The sequence below is a fragment of the Adhaeribacter arboris genome (assembly GCF_003023845.1).
GTDB lineage: Bacteria > Bacteroidota > Bacteroidia > Cytophagales > Hymenobacteraceae > Adhaeribacter > Adhaeribacter arboris.
On the sequence record NZ_PYFT01000001.1, the window covers coordinates 5,505,624 to 5,527,549 of the forward strand.

Here is a 21,926-nt window from a genome sequence, read left to right on the forward strand (position 1 = left end):
CCGGTAAACAGATTACCTACTCACTCTTCCAATTATGCGTTTCGGTTGTAGAAAAGAATGCCTGAATCGTATTGAGGAAATGCCCACTAATAAGCAGGCACAAAAAAAGAAAAATATAGGAGAAGTAAGAAAAGTAGCCCGCCCGAGCGTTCCGAAGAGGCTTGCTGGCGCCGGCAAACTTGCAGTTAGAAGTTGCATCAGTACCTTCGCCGGGAGACTTGAAAAGGCTCCTCAGAAGAACGCTAAATGAAGAAAGATGGACCCTAATCAAAGAATTATTAAGAAATGACTTAGAGAATTGTAAATCAGAAAGGTGGCTGTAAACCGCTGCTTTTAGCGGGTTGCCCTTATTATTCCTAGGCTTAAAACATAAAAAAGCCCCTTTTCTGCCCAAAAAGGGGATAGACTAAATCCAGAGCAAAAGCAAATTAAGGTAAGTACTTCTAGGAAATTGTTTTAAACTAGTATTTGGGATAACTTACTGGTTACTATATATTAATTAGTCGAGTAGCGAACAGCTAATAACCAATTTCTACTTAAATTCTAAAACTCCGAGATAGTCTTCTGAATAATGTCGCAGCATTCGTGTAACTGCTCTTCCGAAATAACTAGCGGCGGGGCGAAGCGGATAATATCGCCGTGGGTAGGTTTAGCGAGTAACCCATTTTCTTTTAAAGCCAGACATACCTCCCAGGCAGTGCGTCCATCTGGGGTAGGTTTAATTACTAGGGCATTGAGCAAGCCTCTGCCGCGTACGGTTTGTAATACTTCGGGGTACTGACCTTGCAATTGGCGCATGCGAGCCCGGAAAATTTCACCTAATTTAAAAGCATTCTCGGTTAAGTTTTCTTCTTTTATTACCTCTAAAGCAGCTATAGACACGGCGCAAGCCAAAGGATTTCCCCCGTATGTGGAGCCATGCTGACCGGGTCTGATACACAGCATAATCGCATCATCGGCTAAAACGGCAGAAACGGGTAAAACACCACCCGATAAAGCCTTACCTAAAATTAATACGTCGGGGTGAATATTATCGTATTGCGAAGCGAGCAATTTACCGGTACGGCCAATACCGGTTTGAATTTCATCGGCGAGCAGCAAAACTTTATACTTTTCACACAGCGCTTTGGCTTGGGTTAAATATCCCTCACTGGGTACATAAACACCTGCTTCGCCTTGAATAGGTTCTACTAAGAAACCGCATACGTGCGGATTTTGCAAAGCCTCTTCTAAAGCTGCCAAATCGTCGTAAGGCACTACTTTAAAGCCCGGCATAAATGGTCCGAAACCACCCGTAGAATCCGGATCGGTAGAAAAAGAAATAATACCGCTGGTACGACCGTGAAAATTATGCTCGACCACTATAATCTCGGCCTGGTACTTCGGAATGCCTTTTTCTTCGTAACCCCACTTACGAGCTAATTTTATGGCTGTTTCTACGGCTTCGGCCCCCGAGTTCATGAGTAAAGCTTTATTGTAACCAAAATAATCGCAGATATACTTTTCGCATTCGCCCAGTTTGTCGTTGTAAAAAGCCCGTGAAGTAAGCGTGAGTACTTGTGCTTGGTCTACTAATGCCTGAATAATTTTGGGATGGCAATGGCCTTGGTTTACCGCGCTGTAAGCCGACAGAAAATCAAAATATTGTTTGCCTTCTACATCCCATAAATAAACGCCTTCGCCCCGCGTTAACACTACCGGCAACGGATGGTAATTATGCGCTCCGTATTTTTCTTCAAGGTCTATGGCTTGTTGGCTGGAGGTAATGCTGGTAAAATTCATGGCTAGGTAATTTTAAATGAATAGGCTGTTGCTTAAACAGCAGTTACGTTTATTTTCTTTCAAATAGCTAAAATTACGTAAAACAGCTTGCTATTCAAAGGTGGCTTTATAACCAGGAACGTGTAATTTTGTTAAATCAATAAAATTTAAAATTTTCTTCTTTTTGAAAAAAATAATCTTCCCCCATTAGAGCCTGGCGATTTCTATTTTAACGAGCAAGGCTTAATGGTTTTCACAGCTGCTTATCATTTAAAACGGGGTTATTGCTGTCAGAATGGCTGTAAACATTGTCCGTACGGATTTAAGAAAAAAGCCTGAAGTATTTCTGTATATAAGCTTTTAAAATAATGGCGGTTCTTTTTTACAAGCAGATATATTGCTTTTTTATTCGTAGTAAAAACTTGTTTCGATTTATTCGTTAACGGCCAAATCCAAGCATTTCGAAAATTATTCAAATGAGAGTTTGATTTTCAGATGATTTTTCGGATATTTGCGTCCCTTTAAGAATAAACTGATTTAGACAAAGATAGAAATGGCCAGAGTTTGTGATTTAACCGGAAAAAGACCACAGGTTGGTAATAACGTATCACACGCAAATAATAAAACTAAGCGTAAATTTTACCCCAATCTTCAGAAAAAGAAATTCTATGTACCGGAAGAAGATGCCTGGATTACTTTAAAAGTATCTACCTCAGCTATCCGGACCATTAACAAAAATGGTATTTCGGCGGTACTTAAGAAAGCAGTAGCCGACGGTTATATCGTTTACTAATATTTTCTTTATGGCGGCTATCCGGCTTTTCCTGCTTTTGGTAGGAATTAGTTTCGCCACTCAGGCCTTTGCACAAGGCGAAGTTTCTCCGGAGAAGCCAACCGATTTTTTAGATAAAGATTTTCACCGGCAACGGAGAGAGCTGCTAATTAAACAATTGCCGGCTCATTCCGTTGCCGTTTTTTTTGCCAATCCGGAACGTAACCGCGCCAATGATGTAGATTTTAACTATCACCAAGACCCTGATTTTTACTACCTCACCGGTTACCATGAACCTAATTCCGTTTTAATTCTGTTTGCGCAAGAACAATCTATTGGGGGTAAGTCTACGCGCGAAGTTATTTTTGTGCAGCCCCGCGACCTGAAGCAAGAACAATGGAACGGAAAACGCCTCGGCGAAAAAGGAGTAGCCCAACAATTAGGCTTTCAGAATATTTTACTGAATTCCGCATTTGCGGCTTTTGACTTAAACTCATCTGCTTTTACGGGTGGAATTTTGATAAAAGACTTACCCGAAGATACCCGCGATGCTCCCCGTGACCCCGCCGATTTATTTAGCTTAATACAGCAGTTTAAACAAAAAGTAAATTTCCCGGGCAACCCGAAGGTAAATAATACCATTTTACATGCTATTCTGGATAGAATGCGGGAAATTAAAACCCCCGAAGAATTAAGATTATTGCGGAAAGCCATTGCTATTTCGGCAGTAGGGCAGCAGGAAGTGATGAAGGCCATGCGGCCAAATATGTCCGAAAGCGAAATTCAAGGATTGCACGAGTTTGTTTACAAAAAATACGGTTCCGAGTACGAGGGTTATCCTTCTATTGTGGGGGCCGGTAATAATGCTTGTGTCCTGCATTACATCGAAAACGACAAACCCCAGGTAGGTACTAATTTAGTTTTAATGGATGTAGGAGCTGAGTACCACGGTTATACCGCTGATGTAACGCGTACCATTCCGGCCAGTGGCAAATTTACGCCGGAGCAAAAGCAAGTGTATCAATTGGTATTCGAAGCCCAGCAGGCCGCTTTTGAGCAATGTAAAACGGGAAATCCGTTTAACGCCCCGCATCAAGCTGCCCAGCGTATAATTGCTCAAGGGCTTAAAAAGTTGGGAATTATTAAAAAGGAAGAAGACGCTTCTACTTATTTTCCGCACGGTACTTCGCATTACTTGGGCTTGGACGTACACGACCGGGGAACGTATGGTAAGTTACAAACCAACAGTGTTATTACCGTAGAACCAGGGATTTACATTCCGGAAGGTAGCCCCTGTAATAAGAAGTGGTGGGGAATGGGTATCCGGATAGAAGACGATATTTTAATTACGGAAAAAGGCTGGGAAAATTTGTCGATTGCGGCTCCGCGTAGTGTTGCCGAGATAGAAGCTCTGATGGCGCAGCCCAGTGCCTTGCATGATTTTGTACTGCCGGAATTAAAGTAACAATTATACAATTGTTCTTTTTAAGATTTATTCCAGGTTTATCGTACCCAAGAAAAAAGGCGTTTTAAAGGCTGGATCAAGAATCTCCTTACCCGAATAATTTAAAAATAAAATTCTATAAAATAAAGAAAGAAGCCTTAAAGGCTTCTTTCTTTATTTTGGGGCTGCTCAATTAAATAATCGTGGTCTATTTTTTTAGTAGCAAATGAGCTGATTTGTTTAACTATATTTTTAAAACCTGCATACAATACAATGTCCGTAAACATCTCAAATTCTTTCTTGTATCCTTCTACTAAACCTATTTTTTTAGCTTTATACGTATTGGTAGCTGACCAGGGCATCCAGCGTACCTTGCGTTTGTGTTTTTGCATGTACAGGTTAATGGCCAGTTCTACTTGGTAACGGTTTACTTCCTGGTCTAGAATTTTAATTAAATCTTTTTTCTTTACAATTCGCTCCCCCGATAGTAAAATATCTCCCCGATCAAATTTAACAAACCAAGGGGCATTTACCCGGCGCAGAATAAGCATATCCAGGTTATAATGGGCAATTGCTTGAATAGCGCTCTCTACTTCCGATTTATTAATTGATTGTAAATCAGCATCCATCAACAGGATGTTTTCATACTTGGCATATTTTAAACCCTGCCGGATAGCGGCGGCTTTACCTTGGTTATAAGGCAAACGGACAAGTTTTACCTGCGGATAGTATTGTTCGATTAAATCTGCGGTATCATCGTTTGAGCCATCGTCTACACAAATTATTTGAACAATATTTCTGATTTCTGTTACGACTTCCAGTACCTGAAACACTCGGTATTCTTCGTTATAAAAAGGGATAATGCACGTAGTCCGGATGTTTAATGGCATAAGTTGCTTTTCGTTGCTTTAATAGTAGTGTATGTATTAATTAGGTTTGGGAAAGTTGAACAAAATACAATTACTTTCGCTGTTAGCAAATACGTGTTTGCTGTAAAAAAGACTATTTTAGGTACTGAAAGTTATATATATTTCTCTCGCCTTAGTTTAATAACGAATTAAGCTTCTATTTGAATACGTTTTGCTTAAAGGATAGTAGGTAGGCTCTTGAATAAATCTGCCGTTTACAGTACTTTTGCCTGTGCTTGTAAGTTATTGATAGTTATAGAGATACTTGATTTAAGAATATAAATGGCAATGAGTTAGGATAAGTATGTGAAATCAAGATATCAGGCAAAGAAAACTTTTAAAGAGGCTTCCTTGTAATTTAAAATTGAATAAGCTATATTTGCAGTCCTAATTCAAAAATACAGTTGAGATGGCTAAAAAAGGAAATAGAGTACAGGTAATAATGGAATGCACCGAGCAAAAAAACTCAGGTGTTCCGGGTACTTCCAGATATATTACTACCAAAAATCGTAAAAATACCCCTGAACGGTTAGAATTAAAGAAATTTAATCCAAATCTGAAAAAAGTTACTGTACATAAAGAAATTAAATAACCATGGCTAAGAAAGTAGTTGCGACCCTTAAAACCTCCACTGGTAAAGATTGGGCAAAAGTTATTAAAGCAGTAAAGTCACCAAAAACCGGAGCCTATACTTTTAGAGAAGAAATGGTGCCCGTAGATAAAGTGCAAGAATTTTTAGCAGCGAAATAATTTCTATTTTCGCTCTCCATTTAATATTAAGAAGTCCCACAAAATTTGTTGGGACTTTTTCTGTTTATAGTCAGTGAATTGCAATTCTAAAAAGAAGAGTAATAAACTTATTATTGCTTTTGGCGCGATAGACGTAAACAATAGCTTAATTTTTATTTCCTCAGCTAAATAGAGTTTTGAGCAATAACTTATTTGGTTAACCTTGTATTAAATAGTATTTGATACTTAAAAATTTATAATTATAACTTAATAACATATTTCAGCAGTAATTACCACTATGGGACTTTTCGACTTCTTCAGTAAAGAAAAAAAGGAATCGTTGGATAAAGGTTTGGAAAAAACTAAAACCAACTTTTTCGACCAGTTAAGCAAAGCTGTAGTTGGTAAATCTAAGGTAGACGAAGAAGTACTGGACGACTTAGAAGATACCCTCGTGCACTCGGATGTAGGCGTACAAACTACCATTAAAATTATTAAGCGCATCGAAGATCGCGTAGCACGCGACAAATACCTGGGAACGGCTGAACTCGACCGCATTCTGCGCGAAGAAATTGCCGCTTTACTCGAAGAAAATAATTCCGGTAAAGTTACTGCTGAATTTGTGCTGCCCGCTAATATTAAACCCTACGTAATAATGGTAGTGGGCGTAAACGGAGTAGGCAAAACTACCACTATTGGTAAATTGGCCGCTCAGTTTAATAAAGCAGGTAAAAAAGTAGTTTTAGGAGCAGCTGATACGTTCCGGGCGGCGGCCGTTGATCAATTAATTATTTGGGGCGAACGCGTTGGTGTACCGGTTATTTCGCATGGTATGAACACCGACCCAGCTTCGGTAGCTTTCGATGCGGTAAAGAAAGGCGTAGAAATGGAGGCGGATGTGGTCATTATTGATACGGCTGGTCGTTTGCACAACAAAGTGGGTTTAATGAACGAGCTTACGAAAATAAAACGGGTCATGCAGAAGTTTATCGAGCAGGCGCCACACGAAGTGTTGCTGGTATTGGATGGCAGCACCGGCCAGAATGCCGTTATTCAGGCGCGTGAATTTATGAAAGCTACGGATGTTACGGCACTGGCTATTACCAAACTGGACGGTACGGCCAAAGGCGGAGTTGTTATTGGTATTTCTGATGAGTTTAAAATTCCAGTAAAATACATCGGTGTCGGTGAGAAAATTGATGACTTGCAAGTTTTTGACAAACACGAATTTGTTGATTCGCTTTTCTCCAAGCAGAAGTAAAATCTATCCATATAAATTTTCCTATTTTTAAAATTTTCTTTATACCAGTTCCAGACCAAACTATTAGAAGGTTAGGAACTGGTTTTTTGTTTGAATTCAGTGCTTACTTTGAATAATCCTCTGAAATACAACGCTATTTAACTTGCCGGCATTGTAATTATTTCTTTATATTGGCTTTGGATAGAATTATTTTTCTGCTTTCAACTGTCAATTATGTCTTATATCTTTTTTCGCTACCTGCTGCTAATCTTTTTCTTTTCTGTATCATGTATTAGCTGGGCTAATGTACGATTACCCAAACTGGTTAGTGATAACATGGTCCTGCAACGCAATAGGAAAGTGCCGGTTTGGGGCTGGGCGGATAAAGGAGAAAAAGTAACCGTACAATTTAAAAATAAAACCTACTCCGCAGTGCCCGATGCGACTGGTAAATGGCTGGTTAATCTTCCGGCAATGGCAGCTGGTGGCCCGTATGATATGCAGATTACCGGCAAAAATTCTATTACGGTAAAAAATATCTTAATGGGCGATGTCTGGTTAGGTTCTGGCCAGTCTAATATGGAGTTTCAGAGTTCCTGGCTCAAATTCAACGATGCGCAACTCGGGAAAGCGGAATTTCCAAACATTCGCCTGTTTACCGTAGAAAATGATTTAAGCCCCATACCTTTGGCAGATGTTAAAAAGGCGGAATGGAAAGTCTGTAATAAAGAGAACGCTTATAATTTTTCGGCTGTAGCCTTTTTCTTCGCCCGGGAATTGCACCAAAGAGAAAAAGTGCCGATAGGAGTAATTCTTACCTCGTGGGGCGGCACCATCATCGAAACCTGGATGAGTCCGGATGCAATAAATAAATTTCCGGAGCTGAAAAGCCAAATTGCTGGTATGGATGGCTCGCCCGATTTCTTAAATAAATTAAAACAGGAAAATGAAGCTCAGGTACAAGAATGGATAAAGCAGAGCTATACGGTTGATGCAGGATATACGAATGGCATGGCCAGTTGGAACAGCCCCAATGTAAATTCTCCTGATTGGAAAGAAATGAATATTCCTTCCTTATGGGAAACTATCGCTCTGCCTGATTTTGATGGCATTGTTTGGTTACGCAAAGAATTTACTTTACCTACCAATTTTAAAGCGCAGGAAATAATTCTGAACTTAGGTCCGATTGATGATCTGGATCAGACTTGGGTAAACGGTGCACTCGTAGGCGAAAGCGGGCAATACAATATTCCTCGTAAATATCCGGTAAAAGCAGGGGTTGTAAAGCCTGGTAAAAATGTAGTAGTGGTGCGCGTAACGGATACGGGCGGCGGAGGCGGTATCTACGGCAAACCGGAAGAATTATTTCTGACTGATACTAAAGCAAATAAAATTGCCGACTTGAGTGGGACCTGGCAGTATAAGGTAGGCAGCGATTCTAAGCAAAACAAAATAGGTACGCCGCCATCCGTAGATGTAGGGCCTAATAGTCGCCCAACTTTACTGTATAATGCCATGGTTAAGCCCCTAATTCCTTACGCTATCAAAGGAATGATTTGGTACCAAGGCGAAAGCAATGCGGGTAGAGCCTACCGTTACCGCGATTTATTTCCAGCAATGATAACAGATTGGCGAGCTAAGTGGGGCCAGGGAAACTTTCCGTTTTTGTTTGTGCAACTCGCTAATTTTATGAAAACCACTCCGGAACCTAACGAAAGCGAGTGGGCAGAATTACGAGAAGCCCAAGCCAAAACTTTAACTATACCTAATACGGCTATGACCGTTATTATTGATATTGGCGAAGCGGACGACATTCACCCAAAAAATAAACTAGACGTTGGGAAGCGTTTAGCCCTTGCCGCAGAAAAGCTGGCTTACAACCAAAAAGTAACGTTCAGCGGTCCGTTGTATAAAAATATGAAAGTGGAAGGAAGCAAAATTCGTCTCACATTTGATCATGCTGAACCAGGACTTATAACCAAAAACGGAGCAACTTTAAAAGGTTTTGCTATTGCCGGTTCAGATCATAAATTCGTTTGGGCCGATGCGCAGATTGAAGGAAACACAGTAGTGGTATCTTCGACTCAAGTTTTGGCACCAGTAGCCGTGCGTTATGCCTGGGCTGACAATCCGGATGAGGCTAATTTATACAATAAAGCCGATTTACCGGCCTCTCCGTTCCGCACGGATGACTGGCCAGGATTAACCATTAACAAAAAGTAGCAGAAGTAAATTCTTAGCTACCGGTTTTAATTTTTGTATCAGCTATTCGTTATCAGGTTCTACTACTATATCAAAAACGTTTTGGATTTATTTAATTCACTAAACAATTGTAACTTTGCCAGCCATTTCGAAACGAACCATTCTATCCAAAAGAAGGTTTTCGATTTGAATACATATTACCTCATAATTAATAAGTGAAAGTAAGAACGTTAAAAAAAGATAAGGTAAACGTTATCACCTTAGGTTGTTCTAAGAATCTGGTTGATTCGGAAGTTTTAATGGGGCAATTGCGCAGTAACAATTTTGCGGTTACCCACGAATCCGGAAAAAACGATGCCAATATTATAATCATAAATACCTGCGGTTTTATCGACAATGCCAAGCAGGAATCCATTGATACTATTCTGCAATACGCCGACGAGAAAGAAGCCGGCAACATTGACAAATTATACGTAACCGGGTGCTTGTCGCAGCGCTACAAAGATTCTCTGGAAGCAGAAATCCCGCAGGTAGATGCGTATTTCGGTACTTTGGAAATGCCGCAATTGCTTAAAACTTTAAATGCCGATTATAAGCACGAATTAGTTGGCGAACGCCTTCTGACCACACCCAAACATTACGCTTACTTTAAAATCGCCGAAGGCTGCAATCGCCCCTGTTCTTTCTGTGCTATTCCGTTAATGCGGGGCAAACACGTAGACCGCCCAATAGAAGATTTGGTGAAAGAAGCGAATCGTTTAGCCGAAATGGGCACAAAAGAATTGATCTTGATTGCGCAGGATTTAACCTACTACGGATTGCAGCAGTACGGCGAGCGGAAGTTGCCGGATTTGTTACGGCACTTATCCGATGTACCCGGTATCGATTGGATTCGGTTGCAGTACGCTTATCCCTCGCAGTTCCCGATGGAAGCTTTGGACGTAATGGCCGAGCGCGCGAATATCTGTAAATACCTGGATATGCCGCTGCAGCACATTTCCGATAATATGCTTAAAACCATGCGTCGCGGAATAAGTAAACGCCGTACTATTGAACTGGTAGAAACTATTCGGGAGCGGGTGCCAAATATTGCTTTGCGCACTACTTTGATTGCTGGTCATCCTGGCGAAACGCAACAAGATTTCGAAGAGCTTTACGATTTTGTGGAAAGAACCCGCTTCGATCGTTTGGGTATATTTACGTATTCGCACGAGGAAAACACGCATTCACACACCCTTGGCGATACGGTGCCGGATGAAGTAAAACAAGAGCGGGCCGATGCTATTATGGAATTACAGCAAGGTATTTCTTTAGAGCTGAACGAAGCGCGCCTAGGCCAGACTTATAAAGTATTATTTGATCGAAAGGAAAGCGGTTATTACGTTGGTCGTACTCAATACGACTCACCGGAAGTAGATAACGAGGTACTGGTTCCGGCTACTAACCACTATATAAGAACGGGAGAATTTGCCAACGTAAAAATTACCAGCAGTACCGATTTTGATTTATACGGGGAAGTAGTTAGCTAAATTTACCTTTTTTCGGCCGGAGTATCTAGTTTAAGGCTTCTGGAACATTAAATTTTTATAAATACCGATTAGAAGCAGCGTTTCTGAGAAGTAGCTGGGAATGTTCTTGAAAGTAATTAGGATTTTATCATCCACTACTTTCAGGAACATTTCTTTTTTAGCTTGGCTCTTTCCGCATGAACATTTGTATTCGGTTTAAACTATTTCGGTACATTGTTGTTACTCTCCATAAAATAAAATTTACTTGCTGAAGCGTAAAAAACGTTTTCCGTTAAAATCCCTGTCAAACTAATAAAATAACATGTTACTTTGCGATACGGCACTAGCCGGCCACCAAAAATGCTTTCGAATGAAAATTTCGCAAATAGATTACAGTGCTACTCATGCGTTTTCGCCCTTAGTAACCGATTATCTACAGCAAAAAAACAATTTAGCTTCTTTTTATCATCGTTTCCCTACTTTAGAAAATTTTCAGTTACAAATTTCTGAAAAACAATTTACTCCCGAACAACGAACTTTACTTTGCGAGGAACTGGAAAGGCAATATGCTTTACTACCTGAAGTGCAGGCCGGCGTGCGTAAAAACCTGGATTTGTTAAAACAGCCTAATACTTTTACTATTACTACCGGGCATCAATTAAGTATTTTTACTGGTCCGCTGTATTTTATTTACAAGATAATTACGGCTATTAAAACGGCGCAGCAATTACAACAGCAATACCCCGATTATAACTTCGTGCCGGTATATTGGATGGCAACCGAAGACCATGATTTTGCGGAGATTAATCATTTTACCTTATTTGGTAAAACCTACACCTGGGAAACCGATCAAAAAGGGGCAGTAGGCCGGTTTAAAACAGATTCCATTTCTTCTTTAATTAAATCTTTACCGGAAAGTTATCCCTTGTTTGAGAAAGCTTATACAGAATTTGGTACGCTATCGGCGGCTACCCGTTTTCTGGCGCACGAATTATTTGGTGAATTTGGTTTAATTAGCATTGATGGCGATGCTCCCGCCTTAAAAAAAGCACTGCAACCCGTAGTAAAAAACGAGTTGCTTGAGCAAACTACTTTTAAGCTAGTCAATGCTACTACCGAGAAATTAGCGGCGGCCGGTTATAAAACCCAAGTAACTCCTCGCGAGATTAATTTATTTTACTTGGATAATGGCTTACGCGAACGTTTGGTGCTAAAAGAGGGTCGTTATCAGGTTTTAAATACCGATTTGTCCTTTAGTCAGGAAGAAATTCTGCATTTAGCAGAAACGCAACCCGAAAAGTTTAGCCCCAATGTTATCCTGCGGCCACTTTACGAAGAAATACTTTTACCTAATCTTTGTTATATTGGGGGTGGAGCCGAAGTGGCTTATTGGTTCCAATTAAAAGAAGTATTCCAGTTTTTTAAAGTTCCTTTTCCTGTTATAATGCTACGCAATTCGGGTTTGTACATTGCAAAAAATCAGGCTACCCGGATGCATAAATTAAATTTGCAAGCCACGGATTTATTCCAGGATTTACCAGCCTTAAAAAAACAGGTAACCGCTACTTACCAAGAAAAAGAACTCAACCTGGAAGAAGAAAGAAAACAAGTGGAAGCCGTTTTTGCGGGAATTGAAAAGCTTGTGGCGACCATTGATCCTACTTTATCGAGAACAGTAGCTGCCGAAGCGCAAAAAACGCACAATTCTTTAATGGTACTGGAGAAAAAAATTGTAAAGGCTAACGATACTAAGTACGAAACTATTTACAACCAACTTACTTCTTTAAGAGATAAATTATTTCCGAATGGCACTTTGCAGGAACGCGTCGAAAATTTATTAACCTATCAAACGAATAATTCAGAATTTATCCGCGATTTGTACGAGGCGTTCGAGCCATTTGCCGCTAAATTTACTATTCTGGAAGAAGAATAATGCTCAAAACTACGCTTCGCCGGAAAATGCTGCAAAAGCGCCAGGAGTATACGCCGGAAGAAGTAACCATTCGTAGTCAGGAAATTTGCCGGCAGTTTTTTAGTTTTTTTTCAATTAATAACTTTAAAATAATCCACAGTTTTTTACCCATTGCTTCTAAGAATGAGGTAAATACCTGGTTTATTATCGAGCGCTTGCGGGCTGATTTCCCAAGGATAACTCTTGCGGTGCCGGTTACGGACACGCAAACCCTTTCCCATTATTTACTCTCTTCCGAAACCAAGCTGTTACTCAATCAATGGGGTATTCCGGAGCCAAATGGTGCTGAGCCAGTTACCCCGCAAGACTTGGATCTGGTACTGGTTCCATTACTGGCCTTTGATGAAAAAGGGCATCGGGTAGGTTACGGAAAAGGTTATTACGATCGTTTTTTGGCTGAGTGCCGTCCGGATACAGTTACCGTAGGATTATCGCTGGAGGAAGAACCGGTACTGCTAATTTCCGATGTGGACGAGAAAGATATTTCGTTACAGTTTATTACAACTCCTTCCAAGGTTTACCAATTTCACTAATAAGTTTAAGATTTTACTTCAGGTTACTTGTAGTTCTATACTATCGTAATTACTACTACTTAGCCATATCTACCTCAAGTAATATTCTCACCTATTTACTCCACTCAAGAATTTAAAATTTTGCTGAGCAAGCTTAAGATGAAATATGAAATTTTTAAGTTGCCAAATTGTATCTTATTCTTTAATGCAAATAAAAGCCGACACCTTAAGCAGTAAGCTAAACTTCTTACCTGGTAGGGCTTGTTACGCAGATATTGTTAACTATAATAGATCGAAGGTATGTAGCCGTTTTGGTTAATTATTTAAAATTGAATTAATATCTGTTGGCTTAAGGAACAGGATCATACCCACTGCTGCCCCAAGGATGGCATTTTGCTAATCGTTTAACAGCCAGTTTAGCACCTTGGATGGGGCCATGTTTGCGAAGGGCTTGCGCGGCATATTCGGAACAGGTTGGGGTAAAACGACAACTTGGTGGTTTGAGAGGGGAAAGTATCTTTTGGTAAACCCAAACGAAACCTAGTAATAAGTATTGCAGTATTTTCATGCGTTCTGAACTACAAGGTAGTTCTATATTAACTAAAAATAAAGTAGTTACGTGCGCCGACGATCTATAAATTCTTTCCGGTATTACAGGAGTACTGTTCAGAAAAACTAAAAAGAATAATTGTTGAAAGTGTTATAAGTTGAATAAATCCTTTTAAAAGATTAAGGCGGCTAGTTAATAGCGCTATAAATTAAAATTTTAATACTACTGCATGGTTGTTTTTACCCGGTTACTATTTTGTATTTTTCTTCTTATTGCACTAAAAGGTTCCGCTGCCCACGAACCTTTTCCTATTGGTGCCCGGGCAGCTGGCTTAGCAGGTGCAGCAGTTACTTTATCCGATGTTTGGTCTAGCCGCAATAACGTAGCAGGAATTGCTTCTTTAAAAAAGGTGGAAATTGGAATCTTCGCGGAGAACCGGTTTAATGTAACCGCTTTTACAACCGTGGGTTTACAAGCTGTATTGCCAACTAAAAAGCTAGGTTCTATTGGCGTTGATTTATCCCGTTTTGGTGACCAGTGGTATAATGAACAACGTTTAGGTATTGGCTTTGGCCATCGATTGGGTACAGTAAACATAGGTATCAAAGCTGACCTATTGCAAACGCATATAGATAAAATAGTTGAAGCGATATAATTCTCTGTTTATCAGCTGATTATATATACTTTTTAATTGTTTGCTTTTATGCTTGCACACGATTTGTACACAACTAACCCTTATCTCATAAAAAAGGGTTCTTCCGGATGTTCTTTCTGATGCAATAGGATTTGATCTAAAGTATCATCAAAGCTAAGCAGCTCGTGTGCATTTTCATAGCCCAGTACTCGGGCCATGTCGTAGGAGTTCACGTACAGTTGGTTGGTGGCTTTATCTTTGTAAAACCGCATTGACCGGCCTTCTTCTTTATCTAGATAGGTGATACCCTCCTAATTTCGACTATTAGTTGCATGAACAATCGTCTTAGTATAAAATCAATTAAATTGTTGAGGTAATTGCTCTAAATTCTGGGAAAGAGCACCAATGAAAATAGCCTGATCTTCGGTCAAATAAGCAACGGCGCTTTTCTGGATACCTCCGGCCGTGGGTAAGGGTTCCGTTTCAAACGCCACCCTTCCAAAAGTACTTTCAATGGTAGAAAGATGCTTGTCTATGGTTTCGAGTAAGTTCTTGTGCTTAATCCCTAACTCGGAAGCAATATCCCGGCTATCTACTACCGGGATATTATTGTATTGAGAAATTTTAATCAGTTCCATCGCTTTTTACGGGAATGCCTGCCTTAATTCCTTTGGCAAGCTTTTTTATAAAAAACCGTCGCTGTTGATATTCATCTTCCTTGCAGTTCTTAGCATTTTTACGCAGCTTTTTTTGCAGATTCTTGTCAGATTTTAGAAGGTGTTTCAACCATTTTGCAAACTCTTGAGGACGGTCAAAATCTTCTAAAATCTCTTGTAACAAAGGAACAGCATTGTAATTCTTAAAAACAGCTTCCACAATAATGGCCTTAACATTGCAGTGTAGCATTGAAGGGATTATATAGTTATTTTTTGCCTGACACATTTTTTTAACTTTAAAGGTTTTTACATGGTAAATTGACTGTCTTTATGATCACCATCCCCTAACGGTATTCCATCCGGCAAGCCGTGTAAAATGGCATCCCGTAACCGCTTGATTCGCCAAATGTGATGGTATACATCTGAATGCAGGCTGTTATCCGAACTGGCATCACTCAATACCTGTAAAAATTCAAAGATGAAAGAATCCAGGGCTTGTACCATTAGGTACGGTTCATCATAAGCCACTACCTCTAACAAGGCTTGAGCATTGAAAACTACATCTGGCTTTATGGCAAATAAAATATCCGGATTGTTGCCTTCCTTAACTGCTTTTTCACGGGCTTGTGATTGTAAAAGTGCTATTTCTTTATCTTTATTTTCCATCGCCTTTGGGATTATATTGTGTAACCATACCTAAAACCGCATTGGTATAACCGAAAATAATTCCGTTTCTAAGCTCTCTTAAATTGTTATACATTCGTATCAAGTTGCCATTCATTGTCCAACCTGCTTTTTCCATATAACCAATCATAAATACCATGCTTTGGTCAAGAGCTTGAGCAACTTCTTCCGGCGTAGATTCGGCAATAGCTTGCAGAATGTAAGTAGCATTAAACACAACTTCTGTAGGCTGACTATAATAGGTTGTGTTTTTAAATCGGATTTCTATATCCTCACAATCGTTTTCATCTAAGTCTATCAGATAACCAGATTGCTTTTTTTCCAAATTTTCTAATGCCTCTTCATAGGTGAATTGTGATTTGGTATCATCTTTAATTAAATAACCATAAAAGCGAAATTCTTCCTCACTTATTTTATTAAGGTTAAAAGCAGTATCGGCCGCTGTTTTTAACTTTTCGCGAATACTATTTAATTGATTTTCCATAGCCTTAATCCAGATTAATATTGTTGGAACCAACTAAAATCGCGTTTCGCATTTCGCGTAAATTCCAGTACAAATCAAATTGATCGGGATTGACTATATTTTCAGTAATAACATAACTGATTAGAAAAAACATAGCTTTGTCTAATGTTCTCGCGGCCGTATCGGGTTCAATCACATTTACAATAAAATTGATTAAAGCCCTAGGGTCAAACGGTTGTTCTTGGTTTTGGCATTCGTTTTGCATAACTTCCAATAATTAAATGTTTCTTGTTAATTTTTAATTTAGGGAGCCTATTACGAGTAGGCTCCTTTTTTCATAGCTCGGATTGATTATAGGTCGGATAAGGCAATCTGTTAGAATGGGAATGTTCGGGCCTCCTTCCTTCGTAATGCGTTGACTAGGTTAGCGGCATAAGTTTTATTCTTCTCCGCCTCCTTTGTTAAAAATTTGTTTATCCAGGTTCCGTTCTGGTAAACTATCACATCTAGCCGTTTATGGCCGTCTACTTTGTAATGCTTGTAGCTGATGGTGTAAGCGTTCATTTTATTAAGTGTTTATAGTTCGCGTTTTAAAGATTCTAATGCAATTGGAAGTAAACTGTAACTGCTTTTCCCGGCTCTCTAAAGTGTTAGTAAATACCTTTTTGCCATTCTGATAAATGTTAGTCTCATACTTTTTAACTCCGTTTAGTTTATAGGTTTTGAAGGATGCAGTGTAAGTTTTCATATACTTAAATATTGTACATGTATAACATATTCGAAAAAAATAAAAGGTTTTACACCTCTCTGAATTATTATACTGTAAATGTATGTGAAATGTTTAACATGTACAACATTTCACTTAAAAAATATTAATTGTTTTTTGGCTTTGATCTTCCTTTATATTCGATTGGGTAATCGTTTAGTTTTGTAGGTGGAAATTTAATAGTGTCAATTAATCTTTTTACTGTTCCATCCATACTAGTTTCTTCTGAAAGTTCAATTAAACCTCGCTCAATACGTCCGTAAATAGCAGTATAAGACACGCCGCACAGTTGAGCGTATTTATAAGGCGTTACAAATTGAGGTACTGGTTTCTTATCTGCCATTTAAATAATAATTACGCAATTATATTATATATGTTGGACATATACAAGTTTATCATTAATTTTATAATTCAATCCTATATTAATTTATATGCCCGTTTTACAAACCTCTTTTATTGGCCTGTATAGTATCCTAGGGCTTATTATTGCTCTTACCGTCCTGAATGTATACCTTTTTATCAGTCAAAAGCGGACAGATGCCAAATTACAGGCACATAAAGCCTTTGTATTGCAAAAGCTAGAAGAACTAGAAAAATTAAAAGAAGAACTTGAAGTAAGGCATAAAGCTAATAACGAGTATAAAAGTGAAATAGAAAGTCCGATCTTAAATACCATATACCGTTTTTGTCCGAGTGATAATTAAATGCGTTACTAATACTACTTTAATTAATTCAATATTATTTATTATATTTGAAATTAGATTGTTTTAATCAAAAGAATGACAGCCATAATAGGTATTTTAAACAAAACCACAGTTGCATCTGATAGTGCCGCTACTGTCAGAGGCAAGTACTAGTCATACCATTTTTGATCAAAGTTGTATGACTTGGTATGACTTTTATGTAATTTTGCTTGCTATTAATCCCTAATCTACTAAAATTCGCTTTATGACACCTATTACTCGATTTTCCCATAATATCCCCAACGTTAAAATTTATACAAAAGAAAAAAAGTTAAGTGTAACTGAGGTCTTAAACCATGATATTGATAAAAAGAACAATAATATTGGTACACATCATTCACCTAAAAAAGATTCAATCTTACCTTCAAAAAAGGCGTAATAAATAACTTTTTGTGTTAATTTTTAACCCCTTAATCAAGGGGCTTTTTATTTATAAAATAAATTAATTATGAGCTTGATGGAGAGTAATAGCAATGGACAAATAGAGGATGTTGAAACTGATGCAACCGAAGCTAACATAGATACAGGCGGGTTACAAATTGATGCAGCACCAGCTGACAAGCAAAAGGCGGATAGTGTTTCTGCTGTTGATGTGATAAACAGCACTATTAATGGGTTCTCAGAAACGGGGACAGAAGCCTTAAAAGCCGAGTGCTATAAAGTCATAAAAAAATACTTGAAACAAACGGCTAAAGAACACCTCTGCTGCGATACATATAACGTACTGATTCTGCACGATAATGGGGCGCTTGTAAAAGGTGACGCTGATAGAATTTATAATGCAGTAACGGATTTTCCAGAAAAGAAGCCAATATTGTTGATACTCTATTCACCGGGCGGTGATGCTGGTTCTGCTTATCTGATCGGCAAATTGTGTATTGATAATTCTGGTGGAAGATTTATAATTGCTGTGCCACGAATGGCAAAGTCGGCGGCCACATTAATTTGTTGCGCGGCCAATGAAATTCACATGGGTAGTTTGTCGGAATTGGGCCCTATTGACCCGCAAATAAACGAATTGCCGGCTTTAGGATTAAAAAATTCTGTTGAGCATATTGCAGAATTGGTGAAAAACCATCCAGCATCTTCTGAAATGTTTGCTAATTATTTAAACTCATCGCTTCCACTCATTCACTTAGGATATTATGAAAGAGTAGCTGAGTCAGCCATGCAATATGCGGAAAAGCTACTGAATAGTCACCGTAATGAATTGAAAAAAGACGTAAAGGGAATTGCTAATGAGTTAGTTTACAAGTACAAAGATCATAGTTTTGTTATTGACAAATCTGAGGCGGAGGAGATTTTTGGGTCTGAAATCATTAAAACAAACACTCCTGAATACGAACTTGGAAACAGCTTGTATTCAGCATTGACCTTTATTAACCGTATAGCAGATATGATGAATCATAATTTTTATTTTACTGGCTCGTTTGAATCAGACCCTGTATTTACGAAGAAAAGGGGGCGCTAATATTATTATAGCTGCCACTATGCAGCCATAATAATTGAAAGAAAAACCCGCACATATAAACAAGGGCTTAACTGACAAAGAACTTATTACCAAGAACGAAAAGAGCATAATGCCTGTTAAAAGTGTAATTGCACGAATGCTGCGCGTGAAAAAACCAACTCTACAAAATCCACCCAGACCTAATCCAACTTCAACTACACCTCCTAGGATTGAATTAGATTTTAAACGAGATTTCCCCGGGCAAAGCAACTCGCCATTACCGTCACCCAAACTTTAAGGAATTGATTAGTTAATTTTATTCTTAATAAGCTCCAGTAATAGGAGCTTTTTTGTTTATTTAGGGTATGAGTTAACCCCTATACTCTCCGGCTGTACATAAGTATAAGCACTAGGAAGGAATATAAGCTTATTTGTATTTAAATAAGATAGGGATATAAAAGTTTTTTAATTCTGATGGTTACTAAAAACGGGTGAAACCTTCCTCCCGATAAAAACGCTACTGCCATTCTAACCATCTACTCTAGAATATGCAGGTTCTTTTAAATCCACTCTTTCATTTAGCTTTAGGTGCCACCGGTCTGGTAAGTACCGGAATATTGTTAAAAGATGTATTAGCTATTAGAAAACAATTCCGTCAAGATACGGGCAAAAGCAAGCTTAAAAATACTCTACGCACTAAGGAAGTATATTAATTTAAAATCACGGGAAAACCAACCATAAAAACAGCCACCTTACTAACAGCATTGCTTATGCTGGCTGTAGTATTTGGTGGCATTATCTCCTTTATTAATCATAACAGACAGGTTACCTTTTACTACTGGTGGGGCATAATTTTCTTCGTAGGCATCGCGGCAATTAAATTTATGAATTCAGAACCTTAAGTTACTGTTTAGTGGAATTATCTTTACCCATCCACCTACATGCCCACTTTACAGTAAAGACAATCTCTAAATAATGGATGATTACTTTGAATTACCCGTCACCTACAAAGGGGAGGAGTATCTTTTTCCAGTGCGACTAGTTCAAACCGGCTACACCCACAAGTTAGAGGTAAATGTAGATGGCGTACACGTCTTTTTTGAACCAGACGATGAACAGAACTACCGGGCTCTGGTAGATGAATTTCAATTAAAGAACTTTAAAATAGAAGTAGGTTTACTCCAAGCCATTGCAGAAGTTATTGAATCAATGAGGAAGTGAGGAAATAAGTTTTGTTTAAAACCTTGCACTTTCTATTTGTAATTAGCTTTTACTAGGTAAAAAGTGCAAGGAGTAGAATCAGGTGGGTGGGAAGTAGTCTAGCTCTTGTCTCCGTTAAATAAATTACACATCTATTAAATATATTTTGTACTATTCTCCTATATTCATTGGATAACTTCTTCCTCCTTACATTTTGCCAGAACAACCAACTACAGAGTGCCTATTTTGCCGGTATATTCAAGTATATCAAGAAAATATACCTATTGATTTTCCATAATTTCCACTAATCCTATGCGCTTACTACTACTTATTGCCGTTGTTCTCTTAACCGGAAATCTATCTTATGGACAAGATCAGTTGTATTTAACCAAAAGAATAGATTTTACGGACCACCAAGGGGATTCCGAATCATTATCTACAATCGCTTTAACCCCTAATAAATTTGTAATTGCCTATCTGCAAGGAGGATTTTGGGAAGGTAGGATACGAATCGGAAGTATTAGCAAAGATTCGACCATTACCTTAAATAAGCCAACCTCCTTTTCAACCGATATGGTAATAAACGGGTTGGAAGTTACCAGGCTAACCAACACTACATTTATTTTAACCGCCAGGACCAACTCCACTACTACTATAAGAGTATGCGAAGTTATAAGCGATGATTTTATTATAGTAGGGAACCCTATTAGATTGGCCTCCCCGTTCGTATATGATTTTTCATTGGTTGCTCTATCGGAAGACTCCTTTTTAATTGCCTATATGGAGCCTATAACTCAATTGGGTAAATGTTTAATTGGTAAGGTAAAAGACGTGATCAGTATCTCATTAGGCCCTTCTCACAATTTTACTTTGTCTTCAATGAACAATTCAACCATCATCTCCCTGGATACGCTCTCCAGTACTAAATTTGTGATTGCCTATGGCTATGATGGTGGAACTGCACTTATTGGGTCAATAGAGGCTAATGGGACTATTGCCTTTGGAAATCCTTATAGATTCTCTACTGAGGATTGCTATTCTGTTAGGGCTGTAGGACTTCATGAAAACCAATTTGCTCTTGTCTATACAGAAAATTACTGGGACCACCAAAGTGTTGTTCAGCTAGGCACTACAACTGAAAAGGAGATTTCCTTTTCTCAAAAATTTACCTTCCACGAAGATCAAAATATAGGGATTTCAGCTACTAAACTTTCCGCTGACAGAATAGTGATTGGGTTTGATAATATTTCCCCAGGAGGTGTCTTCCAAGGAAATATTCTTTTGGTCGACATTCATAAAGACTTAGTTGGATTTTCGGAAAAAATCACTTCCCCTGATATGCTGTATGTTAATGGCAATAAGCCCGTAGCGGTACTTAACCAGAAGAGATGTATTTTTTTATATAATGACAATAACAGTCAGGCCGGTTTTCTAAGGCTAGCCAGTACTGAAAAGTACCAAATAGTAACCGCTGTACCAGGGGAAATAAGGCTAGATTATTCTATCTTTCCCAATCCCACCAAAGACTTTATAAACATCAAAATGGAAAAGAGCTCTCGGCAAGCAATGGTCAAACTATACAATGTAACAGGTAAAATTTTCTACAAGGAAGAATTTAAATCTGCCACTCGTATAAACATTTCTAATTACCCCAAAGGAACCTACCTGCTACAAATCAACGATGGTAAAAAAATACGAAACAGTAAAATTATTGTAGAATAATACTTGCAGC

General features: G+C 38.6%; 26 protein-coding genes and 1 pseudogene. 16 read left to right on the forward strand and 11 right to left on the reverse strand.

What is annotated here, in order from left to right; all coding sequences use genetic code 11:
• Positions 1 to 543: 543 nt before the first annotated feature.
• Positions 544 to 1,782 (reverse strand): ornithine--oxo-acid transaminase, encoded by a 1,239-nt coding sequence (gene rocD, locus AHMF7605_RS22370; RefSeq protein WP_106932217.1) that lies wholly within the window; start codon positions 1,780 to 1,782, stop codon positions 544 to 546.
• Positions 1,783 to 1,968: 186 nt separating this feature from the next.
• On the opposite strand from rocD, the pseudogene AHMF7605_RS30845 reads away from it, so the two are divergent.
• The 3 genes and pseudogenes from AHMF7605_RS30845 to AHMF7605_RS22380 all read left to right on the forward strand — a co-directional run.
• Positions 1,969 to 2,100 (forward strand): annotated as a pseudogene (locus tag AHMF7605_RS30845) (DUF5522 domain-containing protein); the annotation flags it as partial.
• Between the two features lie 214 nt (positions 2,101 to 2,314).
• Positions 2,315 to 2,554 carry a 50S ribosomal protein L28 gene (gene rpmB / locus AHMF7605_RS22375; RefSeq protein ID WP_106932218.1) on the forward strand — a complete coding sequence of 80 codons (240 nt, stop codon included), beginning with the start codon at positions 2,315 to 2,317 and terminating at the stop codon, positions 2,552 to 2,554.
• A 10-nt stretch (positions 2,555 to 2,564) separates the two neighbouring features.
• A complete protein-coding gene (locus AHMF7605_RS22380; protein WP_106932219.1) occupies positions 2,565 to 3,998 on the forward strand; it encodes an aminopeptidase P N-terminal domain-containing protein in 1,434 nt (477 codons plus the stop codon).
• A gap of 137 nt (positions 3,999 to 4,135) precedes the next feature.
• Here AHMF7605_RS22380 and AHMF7605_RS22385 read toward each other — a convergent pair whose 3' ends face one another.
• Positions 4,136 to 4,867, reverse strand: coding sequence for a glycosyltransferase family 2 protein (locus AHMF7605_RS22385; RefSeq protein WP_106932220.1), 732 nt, complete (start codon positions 4,865 to 4,867; stop codon positions 4,136 to 4,138).
• 427 nt (positions 4,868 to 5,294) lie between these two features.
• Here AHMF7605_RS22385 and rpmG point away from each other — a divergent pair, with 427 nt between their 5' ends.
• From rpmG to AHMF7605_RS22420, 7 genes are all read left to right on the forward strand, one after another.
• Positions 5,295 to 5,477 carry a 50S ribosomal protein L33 gene (rpmG, locus tag AHMF7605_RS22390; protein WP_106932221.1) on the forward strand — a complete coding sequence of 61 codons (183 nt, stop codon included), beginning with the start codon at positions 5,295 to 5,297 and terminating at the stop codon, positions 5,475 to 5,477.
• A gap of 2 nt (positions 5,478 to 5,479) precedes the next feature.
• Positions 5,480 to 5,635, forward strand: a complete 156-nt coding sequence (locus AHMF7605_RS22395; RefSeq protein WP_106932222.1) for a DUF4295 domain-containing protein — start codon at positions 5,480 to 5,482, stop codon at positions 5,633 to 5,635.
• Positions 5,636 to 5,912: 277 nt separating this feature from the next.
• Positions 5,913 to 6,875 (forward strand): signal recognition particle-docking protein FtsY, encoded by a 963-nt coding sequence (ftsY, locus tag AHMF7605_RS22400; protein ID WP_106932223.1) that lies wholly within the window; start codon positions 5,913 to 5,915, stop codon positions 6,873 to 6,875.
• A 213-nt stretch (positions 6,876 to 7,088) separates the two neighbouring features.
• Positions 7,089 to 9,077 carry a sialate O-acetylesterase gene (locus AHMF7605_RS22405; protein WP_106932224.1) on the forward strand — a complete coding sequence of 663 codons (1,989 nt, stop codon included), beginning with the start codon at positions 7,089 to 7,091 and terminating at the stop codon, positions 9,075 to 9,077.
• Between the two features lie 194 nt (positions 9,078 to 9,271).
• Positions 9,272 to 10,585: a 30S ribosomal protein S12 methylthiotransferase RimO gene (gene rimO / locus AHMF7605_RS22410; RefSeq protein WP_106932225.1), complete on the forward strand. Its 1,314-nt coding sequence runs from the start codon at positions 9,272 to 9,274 to the stop codon at positions 10,583 to 10,585.
• Between the two features lie 349 nt (positions 10,586 to 10,934).
• On the forward strand, positions 10,935 to 12,497 hold the full coding sequence (bshC, locus tag AHMF7605_RS22415) for a bacillithiol biosynthesis cysteine-adding enzyme BshC (RefSeq protein ID WP_106933576.1): 1,563 nt from the start codon (positions 10,935 to 10,937) through the stop codon (positions 12,495 to 12,497).
• A complete protein-coding gene (locus AHMF7605_RS22420; RefSeq protein WP_106932226.1) occupies positions 12,497 to 13,069 on the forward strand; it encodes a 5-formyltetrahydrofolate cyclo-ligase in 573 nt (190 codons plus the stop codon). The genes bshC and AHMF7605_RS22420 overlap by 1 nt, the downstream gene beginning before the upstream one ends.
• Before the next feature lie 328 nt (positions 13,070 to 13,397).
• Here the strand turns inward: AHMF7605_RS22420 and yidD are convergent, their stop codons facing one another.
• Positions 13,398 to 13,616 carry a membrane protein insertion efficiency factor YidD gene (yidD, locus tag AHMF7605_RS22425; protein ID WP_106932227.1) on the reverse strand — a complete coding sequence of 73 codons (219 nt, stop codon included), beginning with the start codon at positions 13,614 to 13,616 and terminating at the stop codon, positions 13,398 to 13,400.
• Between the two features lie 211 nt (positions 13,617 to 13,827).
• Here yidD and AHMF7605_RS22430 point away from each other — a divergent pair, with 211 nt between their 5' ends.
• Positions 13,828 to 14,253 carry a hypothetical protein gene (locus AHMF7605_RS22430; RefSeq protein ID WP_106932228.1) on the forward strand — a complete coding sequence of 142 codons (426 nt, stop codon included), beginning with the start codon at positions 13,828 to 13,830 and terminating at the stop codon, positions 14,251 to 14,253.
• Between the two features lie 80 nt (positions 14,254 to 14,333).
• Here AHMF7605_RS22430 and AHMF7605_RS29895 read toward each other — a convergent pair whose 3' ends face one another.
• The 8 genes from AHMF7605_RS29895 to AHMF7605_RS22470 all read right to left on the reverse strand — a co-directional run bounded on the left by AHMF7605_RS29895 (position 14,334) and on the right by AHMF7605_RS22470 (position 17,144).
• The gene (locus AHMF7605_RS29895) at positions 14,334 to 14,504 is read right to left on the reverse strand and encodes a hypothetical protein (RefSeq protein ID WP_158267590.1); all 171 of its coding nucleotides are present in this window, start codon (positions 14,502 to 14,504) and stop codon (positions 14,334 to 14,336) included.
• An 84-nt stretch (positions 14,505 to 14,588) separates the two neighbouring features.
• The gene (locus AHMF7605_RS22435; protein ID WP_106932229.1) at positions 14,589 to 14,870 is read right to left on the reverse strand and encodes a Rha family transcriptional regulator; all 282 of its coding nucleotides are present in this window, start codon (positions 14,868 to 14,870) and stop codon (positions 14,589 to 14,591) included.
• Positions 14,857 to 15,174, reverse strand: a complete 318-nt coding sequence (locus AHMF7605_RS22440) for a hypothetical protein (protein WP_106932230.1) — start codon at positions 15,172 to 15,174, stop codon at positions 14,857 to 14,859. Before AHMF7605_RS22440 ends, AHMF7605_RS22435 begins: the two co-directional genes overlap by 14 nt.
• A 20-nt stretch (positions 15,175 to 15,194) precedes the next feature.
• Positions 15,195 to 15,554 (reverse strand): hypothetical protein, encoded by a 360-nt coding sequence (locus AHMF7605_RS22445; protein ID WP_106932231.1) that lies wholly within the window; start codon positions 15,552 to 15,554, stop codon positions 15,195 to 15,197.
• Positions 15,544 to 16,056 carry a hypothetical protein gene (locus tag AHMF7605_RS22450; RefSeq protein ID WP_106932232.1) on the reverse strand — a complete coding sequence of 171 codons (513 nt, stop codon included), beginning with the start codon at positions 16,054 to 16,056 and terminating at the stop codon, positions 15,544 to 15,546. Before AHMF7605_RS22450 ends, AHMF7605_RS22445 begins: the two co-directional genes overlap by 11 nt.
• Positions 16,057 to 16,060: 4 nt before the next feature.
• Positions 16,061 to 16,300, reverse strand: a complete 240-nt coding sequence (locus AHMF7605_RS22455) for a hypothetical protein (RefSeq protein WP_106932233.1) — start codon at positions 16,298 to 16,300, stop codon at positions 16,061 to 16,063.
• A 110-nt stretch (positions 16,301 to 16,410) separates the two neighbouring features.
• Positions 16,411 to 16,599 carry a hypothetical protein gene (locus tag AHMF7605_RS22460; RefSeq protein ID WP_106932234.1) on the reverse strand — a complete coding sequence of 63 codons (189 nt, stop codon included), beginning with the start codon at positions 16,597 to 16,599 and terminating at the stop codon, positions 16,411 to 16,413.
• 308 nt (positions 16,600 to 16,907) lie between these two features.
• Positions 16,908 to 17,144: a hypothetical protein gene (locus AHMF7605_RS22470; protein WP_106932236.1), complete on the reverse strand. Its 237-nt coding sequence runs from the start codon at positions 17,142 to 17,144 to the stop codon at positions 16,908 to 16,910.
• An 88-nt stretch (positions 17,145 to 17,232) separates the two neighbouring features.
• Between AHMF7605_RS22470 and AHMF7605_RS22475 the strand changes: the two genes are divergently transcribed.
• The 5 genes from AHMF7605_RS22475 to AHMF7605_RS22490 all read left to right on the forward strand — a co-directional run bounded on the left by AHMF7605_RS22475 (position 17,233) and on the right by AHMF7605_RS22490 (position 21,916).
• Positions 17,233 to 17,505, forward strand: coding sequence for a hypothetical protein (locus tag AHMF7605_RS22475; RefSeq protein ID WP_106932237.1), 273 nt, complete (start codon positions 17,233 to 17,235; stop codon positions 17,503 to 17,505).
• A gap of 487 nt (positions 17,506 to 17,992) precedes the next feature.
• Entirely contained in the window at positions 17,993 to 19,015 is a 1,023-nt protein-coding gene (locus AHMF7605_RS22480; RefSeq protein ID WP_106932238.1) for an SDH family Clp fold serine proteinase, read from the forward strand.
• Positions 19,016 to 19,542: 527 nt separating this feature from the next.
• Entirely contained in the window at positions 19,543 to 19,707 is a 165-nt protein-coding gene (locus AHMF7605_RS29900; protein WP_158267591.1) for a hypothetical protein, read from the forward strand.
• 262 nt (positions 19,708 to 19,969) lie between these two features.
• Positions 19,970 to 20,215, forward strand: coding sequence for a hypothetical protein (locus AHMF7605_RS22485; RefSeq protein ID WP_106932239.1), 246 nt, complete (start codon positions 19,970 to 19,972; stop codon positions 20,213 to 20,215).
• A 291-nt stretch (positions 20,216 to 20,506) separates the two neighbouring features.
• Positions 20,507 to 21,916 carry a T9SS type A sorting domain-containing protein gene (locus AHMF7605_RS22490; protein ID WP_106932240.1) on the forward strand — a complete coding sequence of 470 codons (1,410 nt, stop codon included), beginning with the start codon at positions 20,507 to 20,509 and terminating at the stop codon, positions 21,914 to 21,916.
• Positions 21,917 to 21,926 lie beyond the last annotated feature (10 nt).